The organism is Amycolatopsis sp. VC5-11 (genome assembly GCF_037034185.1).
GTDB classification, from domain to species: Bacteria; Actinomycetota; Actinomycetes; order Mycobacteriales; family Pseudonocardiaceae; genus Amycolatopsis; species Amycolatopsis nivea.
On sequence record NZ_JBAGKF010000003.1, the window covers coordinates 146,233 to 157,579 of the forward strand.

Consider the following 11,347-nt stretch of genomic DNA (forward strand, 5'->3'; position numbering starts at 1 on the left):
GACGGCGTTCTCGCTGTGCCAGGATGAACACATGTTCGATGGCTTGCGCACGATCGTGTATCCCGCCGCCGATCTGGCCGCGGCCAAGGAGTGGTGGACGCGGGTGCTCGGGGTGCCGCCGTATTTCGACGAGCCGTTTTACGTCGGGTACAGCGTCCACGGCTACGAGCTGGCCCTCGATCCGAACGGCCGCGCGGAAAACGGCGACGGTCCGGTGACGTACTGGGCAGTGCCCGACGTGGAAGCCGCCGTGGCGAAGCTGATCGAGGAGGGCGCGGCCGAACACTCAGCGGTGACCGATTTCGGCGGCGGGATCCGCACCGCACTGGTGCGCGCGCCGGACGGGAACCTGGTCGGGGTGATCGAAAACCCGCATTTCCCGGGCACTCCGGCTTGAGAAGAGCGCTGGCCGCGGCCGTCGTGCTGGTGCTGCTCGGCACCGGACTGGTCGCGGCTCAGTCGTCGGCGCCGACGCCGCGGACGTATCTTCTCGGCGCGCTGAACCTGCTGCGGACGCACTCGATGGACCGGGACCGGGTGGACTGGCCGCGCGTGGAGGCCGAGGCGTTGCGTGCCGCGGAAGGGGCTTCGACCTTCTCCGAGACCTATCCGGCGATCCAGACGGTGATCTCCGAACTGGGCAATCAGCACACGAAACTGCTCAGCCCCCCGCAAGCGAAGGCACCGCTCGCGACGACGATCGCGGTGCCGTCGAGCCGGGTCGAGAACGGCGTCGCGATGCTGACGATTCCCGGCCTCATCGCCGACCCGGCGGGCGAGCGCCGGTACATCCAGGCCGGGGCAGCGGCGCTGCGGGCGGTCGAAGCGCAGGCGACGTGCGGATGGATCGTCGATCTCCGCGACGACACCGGCGGCACCATGTGGCCGATGCTGACCGTGCTGGCCCCGTTGCTGGGGGACGGCGTCGCGGGCTCGTTCGCCGGGCCGGGGCTGGCTCCGCAGTTCTGGACCGTCCGCGACGGGCGGTCCTGGTCGGGCGAGCACCCGGGCACGGACGAGGTCAATCCGGTCCGGCTGAGCCGCTGGTCGCGGTGCTGAGGTCGCGCGTCCAGCGTGGCCGACGTAGACCGGACCGGGCGGGTATACGGGGCGGTCCCGATCGCGCCCGACTTCCCGACGCAAGACCCGGAGACCGCCGCCGGTGAGTGGCTGCGCACGCGCGGCGCCTGTGCGTAGGGGCCCGGACCTGCGCGGACTGTCGGATTCGGACGATCGCGGCTACGGTGGTCACCGAGCGTGAATACGTACCGGCGGACGGCGGAGGTGCGCGGCATGCGGTCGATGTGGAAGGGCTCGGTGTCCTTCGGGCTGGTCAGCATCCCGATCCAGCTGTACGCGGCGACCGAGAACAAGAACGTGTCGCTGCGCCAGGTGCACGTCGCCGACGGCGGGCGGATCCAGTACAAGCGGTTCTGCTCGATCGACGGCGAGGAGGTGCCCTACTCCGACATCGCCAAGGGCTACGAGTTGCCCGACGGCGAGATGGTCGTGATCACCGACGCCGACCTCGCCGAGCTGCCGCTGCCGACCCAGCGTTCGATCGATGTGCTCGAGTTCGTGCCGCTGGAGTCGATCGACCCGATCCGGTTCGACCGCACCTACTACCTGGAGCCGCAGAAGAACGCGGTGAAGCCGTACGTGGTGCTGCGCGACGCGCTGCAGAAGGCGAGCCACGTGGCGATCGCGAAGGTCGCCGTGCGCCAGCGGGAGAGCCTGGCGCTGCTGCGGGTCGTGGACGACGTGCTCGTGATGACCACGATGCTGTGGGCCGACGAGGTCCGGGTCCCGGATTTCCCGTTCCTGCACGAGGATCCGCCGCAGGTCCGCCCGCAGGAGGTGACGATGGCGGGGTCGCTGATCGACTCGCTGTCGGAGCCGGTGTTCGAACCGGAGAAGTACTCGGACTCCTACCGGGAAGCGCTCGAGGCGATGATCGAGGCGAAGGCGGGCGGCGGCGAGACGGTCGGCGCGCCGAAGCAGGGGGAGAAGGCCGAGGTCGTCGACCTGATGGCGGCGCTGGAGGCGAGCGTCTCGGCGGCGAAGAAGACCCGCGGGCCCGCCAAGGAGACGAAGAAGGCCGCCGGCGACGGCAAGGCGGCGGCGAAGAAGCCGGCGTCGCGGGCCCGGCGGCCGAAGAGCGCCTGAGTCCGCCGCGGGGTGTTCCGCGCCGCGGAACAGTGAAATTTCACTGCTGCCGTCCGGAAAATGCCGATCGTCACGCCGGGTGAGCGACTGCGGCGGACTTCACCGGACCGGGGCGCCGACACGCCGCCGGGTATCCTGCGACGGCGAGATTTCCAGTGGTACCAAGGAGGAGTCCGGCCCCGGAGCAACGGGGCCGGGGACCCGAATACCTGAGCGGAAGGCGGCTGAGCATGGAGTGCGCGTTCTGCACGAGCGGCATCGACCACTGTCACGGCACCCTGGTGGTCCACCCGGACCGCGGGTTCAGCGAGTGCACCGATCCGTCCTGCCTCGACCTGGACCGGGTCCGGCACGGCCTGATCATCGACTGTCACACCCTCGACGCGGGGTGCGCCTGCACCGGAGCGGAGAAATCCCTGCTGCGGCAGGCTTCCTGACCGTCGCCGGGGCCCCGGCCGCCACGCTGCGCGGCCGGGGCGGCTTTACCCGATCGGGTAGCTTGCCGTGTACAAGCTGCTTGGCGATGTGCTAACACTACCGGGGGTCCTTCGGCTCTCCCTCCCCCTCGGAGCCGGAGGACCCCTTTTTTCCCGGCGAGGCCGGCGGCGCGGTCAGTAGCGGTAATGGTCCAGTTTGTACGGTCCGTCCACGTCGACGCCGATGTACTCCGCCTGTTCCTTGCTCAGCTTGGTCAGCCGGACGCCGAGCGCGTCCAGGTGCAGCCGCGCGACCTTCTCGTCCAGGTGCTTCGGCAGCCGGTACACGTCGTTCGCGTACTCGCCGGGCTTGGCGAACAGTTCGATCTGCGCGAGCACCTGGTTCGCGAACGACGCGGACATCACGAACGACGGGTGCCCGGTCGCGTTGCCGAGGTTCATCAGCCTGCCCTCGGACAGCACGATGATCGCGTGCCCGTCCGGGAACCGCCACGTGTGCACCTGCGGTTTGACCTCGGTCTTGACGATGCCCGGGACCTTCGCCAGCCCGGCCATGTCGATCTCGTTGTCGAAGTGGCCGACGTTCGCCACGATCGCCTGGTGCTTCATCCGCCCCATCTGCGCGGCGGAGATGATCCCGAAGTTGCCGGTGGTGGTGAGGAAAATGTCGGCGCGCTCCACGACGTCGTCGAGTTCGACCACGTCGAGCCCGGCCATCGCGGCCTGCAGCGCGCAGATCGGGTCGATCTCGGTCACCACGACGCGCGCGCCCTGTCCGCGCAGCGCCTCCGCCGCGCCCTTGCCGACGTCGCCGTACCCGCACACGACGGCGTACTTCCCGCCGATCATCACGTCCGTGCCGCGGTTGAGGCCGTCCGGGAGCGAATGGCGGATTCCGTACCTGTTGTCGAACTTCGACTTCGTGACCGAGTCGTTGACGTTCATCGCCGGGAACAGCAGTTCGCCGGTAGCCGCGAGCTGGTACAGCCGGTTCACGCCCGCCGTGGTCTCCTCGGTGACCCCGCGCATCGCGCCGGCGATCCGCGTGAACCGCTGCGGGTCCTCGGCGAGGCTGGCCGCGAGAGTGCGCAGCAGGATCCGGTAGTCCTCCGGGTCGTCCTCGTGCGCGGCGGGCACCGCGCCGGCCTTCTCGAACTCGGCTCCCTTGTGGACGAGCAGGGTCGCGTCGCCGCCGTCGTCCAGGATCATGTTCGGCAGTTCGCCGCCGGGAAAACGGAAAAGCTGGTCGGTGCACCACCAGTATTCGTCGAGGGTCTCGCCCTTCCACGCGAATACCGCGGTGCCCTCGGGACGCTCCGGCGTGCCGTTCGGCCCGACGACGACCGCCGCGGCCGCCTCGTCCTGGGTGGAGAAGATGTTGCAGGACACCCAGCGCACCTCGGCGCCGAGCGCGACGAGCGTTTCGATCAGCACCGCGGTCTGCACGGTCATGTGCAGCGAGCCCGCGATGCGCGCGCCCTTGAGCGGCTGGGAGTCCGCGAACTCGCGGCGCAGCGCCATCAGGCCGGGCATTTCGTGCTCGGCGAGGTCGAGCTGGATGCGTCCGGCCGCGGCGAGCGACAGGTCGGCGACCGCGAACTCCAAGGCGTCGACGGTACGCAGGGTGGGCGACATTTTTCCGTTCCTTTCAGGGGTTTTCGGGCATAGCGGAGCGCGGGCACCGTGCCGGTGCCCGGAAAAGGGAGGCGCGCGCGGTGCGGACCAGGCCAGAATGGCGGGCATGGCAGAGCGCGCGTTGAGTTTTGGGGCAGTGGCGGAGGCGTACGAGCGGTACCGCCCGGGATATCCCGCCGAGTTAGCCGAAAAGGTGCTGGACTACGCGGGTGCGCCGGTCGCCGACGCCCTCGAAATCGGGGCGGGGACAGGGAAAGCGACCCGGTTGTTCGCGGGACGGGGGATCGCGGTCACCGCGACCGATCCGGATCCGGCGATGCTCGCCGAACTGCGCAAGCACCTGCCCGCCGACGTCGAGACCCGTCGCGGCGCACTGGAGGACCTGCGACCGGACCGGCAGTACGGGCTGGTGTACTCGGCCGCGGCGCTGCACTGGACGGACCCGGCCGGGCGGTGGCCGCGCATCGCCGCCCTGCTCGCGCCGGGCGGGGTGTTCGCGTCGATCGGCGGGCCGATCGGGCCGGCGGATCCCGTTGTGCGGAAAGCGGTCGACGACGCTCAGGCCCCGTTCCTGGAGAGCGCTGAGGTCCCGTCGCCGGACGGCACGCCGCCGGAGAACGCACTGCAGTGGCCGGGCACGGAACTCGAGCAGTCCGAGTTGTTCGCCGACGTCCGGCAGGTCGTCGTCCAGGAACGGATGACGGTGAGCGCGGACGAGCTGATCGGTCTGTTCTCCACGGTTTCGGCGTACCTGGTGCTGCCGATTTCGGTGCGGGAGCAGGTTTTGTCGCGGATCCGGCAGGTCCTGCCGGAGACGGTCGACCTGGTCGCCGACCACACGGCCCACCTCGCGCGACGGCGCTGAGGGGGCCGGAACACCGAGTGGCACGCGACACCTCCTGAACCAGGAGGCGCCCTTCTCTCGAAGTCCCGCGGGCCGAGCGTGGCGGGGAAACCCCGTCGCAGCGCCTCTCGGCCCGGAGCCGCGCCCCGGCGGGCGCGTCGGTTTCCACCTTGGCAAGCCCGGTCGGGACCTGTCAAGCGCGCGGGAATTCGGCGCGGACGCCGAGCAGCCGCACCGGTTTGCCGAAAGCGAAGCGGCCCAACAGGTCTTGCGCCGCCGCGGCGAGCACCGCCGGATCCGACGACGGTGCGGGCAGCGTCACGCTGTGGGTGTGGGTGAGGAACGGCGCGAACCGCACCTTGACCGCGACGCGCGCCGCCGGACGTCCCTCGTTGGCGACGTCCTGTGCGACGCGTCCGGCCAGGGTCGCGGTCTCCCTGGCGATGGCGTCCGGGTCGGTGAGGTCTTGCTGGAATGTCGTTTCCCTGCTTCGGGAACGCGCGACGTACGGGGTCGCGCTCACCTCGGCGTCGCCGATGCCGCCGGCCAGCAGCCGGTACCACGGACCCAGCTTCGGACCGAACCGCGCGGCGAGCGCGTCCGGGTCGGCGGCGGCGAGGGCGAGCACGGTGGAATACCCGGCTTCGGCGAGTTTCTTCGCGGTTTTCCGGCCGATTCCCCATAACGCGTCAGTGGGCCGTTCCGCCATGACGTCCCACCAGTTTTCCTGGGTGAGCCGGTAAATTCCGGCCGGTTTCGCGAACCCGGTGGCGAGTTTGGCGCGGAGTTTGTTGTCGCCGATTCCGACCGACGACGAAAGCCCGGTTTCCTCCTCTATGCCGCGCCGGATTTCGGCGGCGAGCGCTTCGGGATCGTCGGCGGTCGCGCCGAGGAAGGCTTCGTCCCAGCCGAGCACCTCGACGACCACCGGGAACTCCCGCAGCCGGGCCATGACGCGGTCGGAGACCTCCTGGTACGCCGGGGCGTCGACGGGGAGGAGGACCGCGTCCGGACAGCGTTTGACGGCCAGCCGCAGCGGCATGCCGGAATCGACGCCGAACTCGCGCGCCTCGTACGACGCGGTCGCCACGACGGCGCGCTCGGCCGGATCGCCGTTCCCGCCGACGATCACCGGCCGCCCGCGCAGCTCCGGCCGCCGCGCGACCTCGACGGCGGCGATGAACTGGTCGAGGTCGACGTGCAGCACCCAATCGGACACTGGACCAGTGTGCGGTGCGCGGGGCCGGCGGCGCATCCAGAGGCGCCGGGCCGGTTGGTCGCGTGGCGTCCCCGCGGGAAGTACGTGAGGGGAACCCTGGGGGAATCAGATTCCCGGAGGGTGGCCCTCACGGACTTCTCCGGGCCGATCGGGCGAAGTCACCCGCGGCAGCGCGCGACGTGCGCCGCGACCCCGCCCGCCGCGGCGAAGAGGGCACAGACGGTCAGCGCCGGGCTCGACGCGGCGATCCCGGCGACCAGGAGACCGCACGCGGCGACGTCCAGCAGGATCGCGAAGGCGGTCAGCAGCGCGGCGGAGCGGGCCGGTTTGCCGCGGCGCAGGGCGGCGGCCAGCTCCGGGTCGCTGGTTTCGAACCAGCGCTCGATCTTGTCCAGCTCGACGCGTTCGTGGTGACTGAGCATGGAGTCTCCTTCGGCGGCCCGCGTGCCGTCCCGGAGGAAGTACCCGCTCCGTGCCCTGGTGAATCGGGTCACCCCCGATTCACCCGACTGCCCGAACTCCGCGCGGAATCCGGCGGTTCCGGTCACGGTGCGCGGTCGGCCGGACCGTCCACAAAGGTCACGGAGCGCAAGCGGGCTCCGGTCCGGTGTAGCCCTCCCGTGACGAATCGTCGATGCCGACCTCGCACGGGATCGACGGGTCCACGCGGTTGCCTTCGACGTGGGCTCCGGTGGAGTGGATGGCCAAGCCGATCGCGTGGTCCGGGCCCGCCGCGAAGGTGTTGCCGGTGATAGCGGCCTGCTGTACGTCCTCGAACATCAGCGTCTGCGAAGCCACGAGCGTTTCGCAGAAATTGTCCTTGATCAGGAAATCCGTGGTGTGGCCTTTTCCGTCGCCTTCGCCGTCGTTCGGGCCCTCCGCCATCAGGCACATGTTGTCGATTTTCTCGCAGCGGTTTCCTTCGATCCGGACGTGATTGCTCGGCGGGCTGTCGCTGGAGAAGGTCTGCATGCAGTCGGCGTGCGCGCCGTCGCGGTTCGAGGTCTGGCTGATCGTGTTGTGCTCGATGGCGATGTAGTCGCCGAAGAACCGGATGCCGTCACCGTCTCCGCCGTGCGGGGCGGTGATTCTGGTGTTCTTCAGCGTCACGTGGTCGCCGCGGATTTCCACGCCGGGCGCGGACGGTCTTTCGAGGGTGAATCCGTCGACGACGACCCAGTCGGCGTCGACGTCGATGCCGGGGACGGATCTCCCGCCGCCGGAATAGACGCGCGGGTGGTCCGGCGTGCCGCCCGCGGTGATGTGCAGCCGGGAACCGGCGTGCGCGGACGGGGCGAAAGCCGCGGCCAGCACTGCGGTGACGGCCAGGACGAGGGTGCGCATGGGTCTCCTCTTCTTCGCTCGGACGGGGGACGCGGCGAAGATAGGGCCGGACGGCGGGAGGGGTCCCCGGGCCGCTTCCGGCGAACGCGCGTGATGCAGTATCGTTACTGCGAGTTACCTCACAGGGGTCGGACCACGCCGAGGGGAGCGTCGGTGCACGGGGACCAGTTCATCGCGGACCGGTACCGGCTGCTGGAGCGCGTCGGCAGCGGCGGCATGGGCGTCGTCTGGCGGGCGCGCGACGACCGGCTCGGCCGGGAGGTGGCGCTCAAGCAGGCCCGGCTGTCCGACGTGGTGAGCGGGCGGACGCTGCGCCGCGAGGCCCGGCTGGCGGCCGGGGTGCTGCACCCGAACGTGGTCACGTTCTTCGACGTCGCCGCTGACGGGGACGAGCTGTGGCTGGTGATGGAGTACGTCCCGGCGCGCAGCCTCGCGGAAATCCTCGCCGCGGAAGGGAGACTGCCCGCGCGCACGGTCGCCGAGATCGGCGTGCAGATCGCGGCGGCGCTCGGCGCGGTGCACGCGCACGGCATCGTGCACCGCGACGTCAAGCCGGGCAACGTCCTGATCGCCGCCGACGGCCGCGCGAAGCTCACCGATTTCGGCATCTCCCGTTCGGTCCGCACGGACGAGACGGTCACCGATTCGCCGCTCATCGGCGGCACGCCGGACTACCTCGCCCCGGAGGTCGCGCAAGGGCATCCGCCCACCGCGGCCTCGGATGTTTTTTCCTTGGGGGCAACGCTTTTCGCCGCCGTCGAGGGCGCGCCGCCGTTCTCCGGCGGCAACGAGTACGCCACCATCCGCCGGGTCGCCGAGGGCGCGGTCCCGCGGGCGCGGCACGCGGACGGTCTCGCGCCGGCGCTGGAACTGCTGATGCGGCGCGACCCTGCCGAACGCCCGACCGCGGTGTCGGTGGGGGAGCTGCTCGCGGAGGGAATCGACGCGCTGCCGGTCGACGTGCCGAAACGGCGGCGCACCCGGCGCGGGCTGCTGCTCGCCGGAGTGGCGGCCGCGGCGGTCGCGGTCGTGGTCGCCACGTATTTCGTGACGCGCCCGGCCAAGACCGAGGCGACTCCGCCGGCGGCGCAGCCGAAGCTCGGAATCGGTCCCGACCCGCGGGCCGCCGACCCGTGCCGGCTGGTCGATCCCGCCCCGCTGAAGCCGTTCGGCGATCCGGAAGTGGTTCCGGACTACGGGAATTTCAACCGCTGCGACGTGCTCCTGCACCGCGGCGACCTCCAAGCGGACGTCCTGGTCGAGCTGGAAGACCCGCCCGGTTCCGCGATCGAGGGCACGCAGTCGAAGTCCGGGCCGTTTGCGGTTTTCGCCGCGTCGTCGCCGGACCAGTGCGAGCGGACGATCCAGCTGCAGGACCGGTATTCGGTGAAGGTGACGGCCAAGCAGGACGACGGGTACCACCTCGACCTCTGCCGGGCCGCCGACACCGCGGTCGCTTCGGCGACGAAAGCCATGGCCGCGGCCGGGGTTCCGGCGCGCGCGACGGCGTTCCCGGCGGGTTCGCTGGCGTACGTGGACGCGTGCTCGCTGCTGGACTCGATCGGGATCTCCGCGACGGCCGGGGTCGAGGCTCCGGTCCGGATCGAGCGCGGCTTCGGCGGCTGGTGGTGCGACTGGAAGAGCCCGGCGAGCGACCGTTCGGTCACCGTCATGTTCGACCGGGACCAGCCGCCGGACAGCACGACCGGCCAGCTTGTGCAGGTCGGCGGGCACGACGCGTATCTCAAGACCGACGAGTTCGCGACGGACACCTGCCAGGCGGTCCTCGTCTACCGTTCCTACACCGACGCGCACGGGGACCCGAGGGTGGAACGCCTTCGGGTCGTGGTGCACGGAAAACCGCCCTCGGAGCGGCTGTGCGCGCCAGTGTCCACATTGGCCGGTTCGCTGGCCGGAAAGCTGCCGAAGACATGACCGCGTTTCCCGGCGGCCCGCCGGAAGAGCTGGGCCCGGACCACGGCAGCCTCGCGCACGGCGTCCCGCCCTCGCCGCCGGGCACGATCTTCGCGCTCGCGGTGACCGGCGGCGTGCGGATGCCGCCGCGCGACGGCAGGCAGGTGCTGTTCGGGCGCAACCGCGACGACGTGCACGTGTGCGTCGGCGAGGACGACCGGAAGGTCAGCCGGCAGCAGGGGTTCCTGGTGCGCCGCCGGGATTGCTGGTGGATCCACAACACCGGGAAGCTGCCGATCCGGCTGCCCGGTTCGCGGCTGCTGTTCCCCGAGGAGGAACCGGTGCCGCTGGCCGAGGGCTACACCGCGGCGTTCGTGCGCGGTTCGGCCGGGCGCGAGCACCTGCTGGAGGTGTACGTCGCGGGCGCGGACGGGCGCCGCCCGGATTCGCGGCCGCAGGACGTCACCGAACCGCCGCGGATGTGGCGGCTGACGCCGGACGAACGGCTCGTCCTCGTCTCGCTCGCGCAGCGGTATCTGCTGCAGGACCAGTACCCGCAGCCGCTCGCGTGGCGGCAGGTCGCGGCGCAGCTGTCCGAGCTCAAACCGGAAGGACGCTGGAGCGGCAAGCGCGTCGAGCACCTCGTCGGCGCCGTGCGCGCCCGGCTGGCCCGCGCCGGGGTGGCCGGGCTGACCAGGGAAGAGGTCGGCGAACCGGTCGGGAACGCGCTCAACGACAACCTCATCAAGGAACTCCTGCTGTCGACGTCGCTGGTCCCGCCGGACCTGGCTTTGCTCGAACCCGGCGACGATCCGGGAGGGGTCCCGGCCCCGCCTGCTTGACTCGCGGTGCGCGGCGGATCCGGCCCCGCGCCCCCGGCGGGCCGTCGCGGCCGACCGGGGTCCGGCAGCGGCTCCGCAGGGGGTGTCCGTGGCAGGGGAGGCGATGCGGACGCTGCCCGCGGGACACCCGAGCCTCGCGCTCGGGTTCGCGTCGCCGCCGGGCACGCTGGTGGTGCTGGGACGCGCGGGGGGAGTCCTGGTGCCGCCGGCGGCGCGGGGGCCGGTCACGTTCGGGCGGAACACCGCCGAGGTGACGGTGCCGCTCGGCGAGGACGACCGCCGGGTCAGCCGCCGCCACGGCGTGCTGGAGCGGCACGCGGGCCGGTGGTGGGTGCGAGCGACCGGCAAGGTGCCGCTGCGGCTGCCGCGGTCGCGGCTGGTGTTCGCCGGGGCCGCGCCGGTTCCGCTGCCGCCCGGCTATCTCCCGGTGTACGCGCGCGGTTCGGGGGACCGCGAGCACGTGCTGGAGATCCGGATCGCCGACGGGACGCCGTCGCCGGTCCCGGCCGGGCGGCTGCGGCCGGACGAACGGCTCGTGCTCGCGATGGTGGCGCGCGGGTTCCTACGGCGGGAGGAACGGCCGCGCCCGGTGCCGGTCCCGCTGGCCGCGAGCCGGTTGTCCGCGCTGGATCCGGACGGCGGATGGACCTCGGAAACAGTGGCGGGGGTGCTGGATTCGGTGCGGTTCCGGTTCCGGCCGGGCTCGCCGGACGAGGATCTGGTGGCGGCGCTCGTTTCGGCCGCGGTGCTGGTGCCGCCGGACCTGGCGCTGCTGTCGCCCGAGCTGCCGCCGGTGGGGGAGGAAGGGTGGATGCCGTCCACGTGGGGGAGTTAGCCGGTCGTCCGGCCCGGTCGAGCGGACTACGCTTGCCGCGGCCGCGATCCCGGTGCGGCCCAGACGGGCGATCGGGCGCCGGACACCGGGAGTTTCCGCCGCCCGCGCCCG

General features: G+C 71.4%; 12 protein-coding genes and 1 riboswitch. Of the genes, 8 read left to right on the forward strand and 4 right to left on the reverse strand.

The genetic code is table 11. The features are described 5' to 3' along the window. The first annotated feature begins 31 nt into the window (after window positions 1–31). The 4 genes from WA670_RS12175 to WA670_RS12190 all read left to right on the forward strand — a co-directional run bounded on the left by WA670_RS12175 (window position 32) and on the right by WA670_RS12190 (window position 2,603). Window positions 32–397, forward strand: a complete 366-nt coding sequence (locus WA670_RS12175; protein ID WP_037811331.1) for a VOC family protein — start codon at window positions 32–34, stop codon at window positions 395–397. Further along, a complete protein-coding gene (locus WA670_RS12180) occupies window positions 394–1,059 on the forward strand; it encodes a hypothetical protein (protein WP_336157737.1) in 666 nt (221 codons plus the stop codon). Before WA670_RS12175 ends, WA670_RS12180 begins: the two co-directional genes overlap by 4 nt. Before the next feature lie 234 nt (window positions 1,060–1,293). Beyond that, a complete protein-coding gene (ku, locus tag WA670_RS12185; RefSeq protein ID WP_037811333.1) occupies window positions 1,294–2,166 on the forward strand; it encodes a non-homologous end joining protein Ku in 873 nt (290 codons plus the stop codon). Between the two features lie 230 nt (window positions 2,167–2,396). After that, complete coding sequence (locus tag WA670_RS12190) at window positions 2,397–2,603, forward strand: hypothetical protein (protein ID WP_037811335.1); 207 nt, start codon at window positions 2,397–2,399, stop codon at window positions 2,601–2,603. A gap of 174 nt (window positions 2,604–2,777) precedes the next feature. On the opposite strand, the gene ahcY is transcribed toward WA670_RS12190, so the two are convergent. Continuing rightward, entirely contained in the window at window positions 2,778–4,238 is a 1,461-nt protein-coding gene (ahcY, locus tag WA670_RS12195; RefSeq protein WP_336157738.1) for an adenosylhomocysteinase, read from the reverse strand. 106 nt (window positions 4,239–4,344) lie between these two features. Between ahcY and WA670_RS12200 the strand changes: the two genes are divergently transcribed. Beyond that, window positions 4,345–5,103: a class I SAM-dependent methyltransferase gene (locus WA670_RS12200; protein WP_336157739.1), complete on the forward strand. Its 759-nt coding sequence runs from the start codon at window positions 4,345–4,347 to the stop codon at window positions 5,101–5,103. Window positions 5,104–5,140: 37 nt separating this feature from the next. Beyond that, window positions 5,141–5,218: riboswitch (S-adenosyl-L-homocysteine riboswitch) on the reverse strand. Window positions 5,219–5,275: 57 nt separating this feature from the next. Here WA670_RS12200 and WA670_RS12205 read toward each other — a convergent pair. The 3 genes from WA670_RS12205 to WA670_RS12215 form a co-directional block, all read right to left on the reverse strand. Beyond that, on the reverse strand, window positions 5,276–6,337 hold the full coding sequence (locus WA670_RS12205) for a DNA polymerase IV (protein WP_051728842.1): 1,062 nt from the start codon (window positions 6,335–6,337) through the stop codon (window positions 5,276–5,278). 122 nt (window positions 6,338–6,459) lie between these two features. After that, window positions 6,460–6,723 (reverse strand): DUF3040 domain-containing protein, encoded by a 264-nt coding sequence (locus WA670_RS12210; protein ID WP_037811598.1) that lies wholly within the window; start codon window positions 6,721–6,723, stop codon window positions 6,460–6,462. Between the two features lie 157 nt (window positions 6,724–6,880). After that, window positions 6,881–7,645 (reverse strand): right-handed parallel beta-helix repeat-containing protein, encoded by a 765-nt coding sequence (locus WA670_RS12215; RefSeq protein ID WP_037811342.1) that lies wholly within the window; start codon window positions 7,643–7,645, stop codon window positions 6,881–6,883. A gap of 153 nt (window positions 7,646–7,798) precedes the next feature. Here WA670_RS12215 and WA670_RS12220 point away from each other — a divergent pair, with 153 nt between their 5' ends. The 3 genes from WA670_RS12220 to WA670_RS12230 all read left to right on the forward strand — a co-directional run bounded on the left by WA670_RS12220 (window position 7,799) and on the right by WA670_RS12230 (window position 11,236). Next, a complete protein-coding gene (locus WA670_RS12220) occupies window positions 7,799–9,580 on the forward strand; it encodes a serine/threonine-protein kinase (protein WP_336157741.1) in 1,782 nt (593 codons plus the stop codon). Continuing rightward, entirely contained in the window at window positions 9,577–10,401 is an 825-nt protein-coding gene (locus WA670_RS12225; protein WP_051728843.1) for a hypothetical protein, read from the forward strand. Before WA670_RS12220 ends, WA670_RS12225 begins: the two co-directional genes overlap by 4 nt. Before the next feature lie 88 nt (window positions 10,402–10,489). Then, the gene (locus WA670_RS12230) at window positions 10,490–11,236 is read left to right on the forward strand and encodes an FHA domain-containing protein (protein WP_134661787.1); all 747 of its coding nucleotides are present in this window, start codon (window positions 10,490–10,492) and stop codon (window positions 11,234–11,236) included. Window positions 11,237–11,347: the final 111 nt, after the last annotated feature.

Bases quoted from the DNA above. Each gene is read 5' to 3' on its own strand.
- ku (WP_037811333.1), top strand. From the start codon at position 1,294: ATGCGGTCGATGTGGAAGGGCTCGGTGTCCTTCGGGCTGGTCAGCATC.
- WA670_RS12175 (WP_037811331.1), top strand. From the start codon at position 32: ATGTTCGATGGCTTGCGCACGATCGTGTATCCCGCCGCCGATCTGGCC.
- WA670_RS12190 (WP_037811335.1), top strand. From the start codon at position 2,397: ATGGAGTGCGCGTTCTGCACGAGCGGCATCGACCACTGTCACGGCACC.
- WA670_RS12205 (WP_051728842.1), bottom strand. From the start codon at position 6,337: ATGCGCCGCCGGCCCCGCGCACCGCACACTGGTCCAGTGTCCGATTGG.
- ahcY (WP_336157738.1), bottom strand. From the start codon at position 4,238: ATGTCGCCCACCCTGCGTACCGTCGACGCCTTGGAGTTCGCGGTCGCC.
- WA670_RS12210 (WP_037811598.1), bottom strand. From the start codon at position 6,723: ATGCTCAGTCACCACGAACGCGTCGAGCTGGACAAGATCGAGCGCTGG.
- WA670_RS12225 (WP_051728843.1), top strand. From the start codon at position 9,577: ATGACCGCGTTTCCCGGCGGCCCGCCGGAAGAGCTGGGCCCGGACCAC.
- WA670_RS12200 (WP_336157739.1), top strand. From the start codon at position 4,345: ATGGCAGAGCGCGCGTTGAGTTTTGGGGCAGTGGCGGAGGCGTACGAG.
- WA670_RS12215 (WP_037811342.1), bottom strand. From the start codon at position 7,645: ATGCGCACCCTCGTCCTGGCCGTCACCGCAGTGCTGGCCGCGGCTTTC.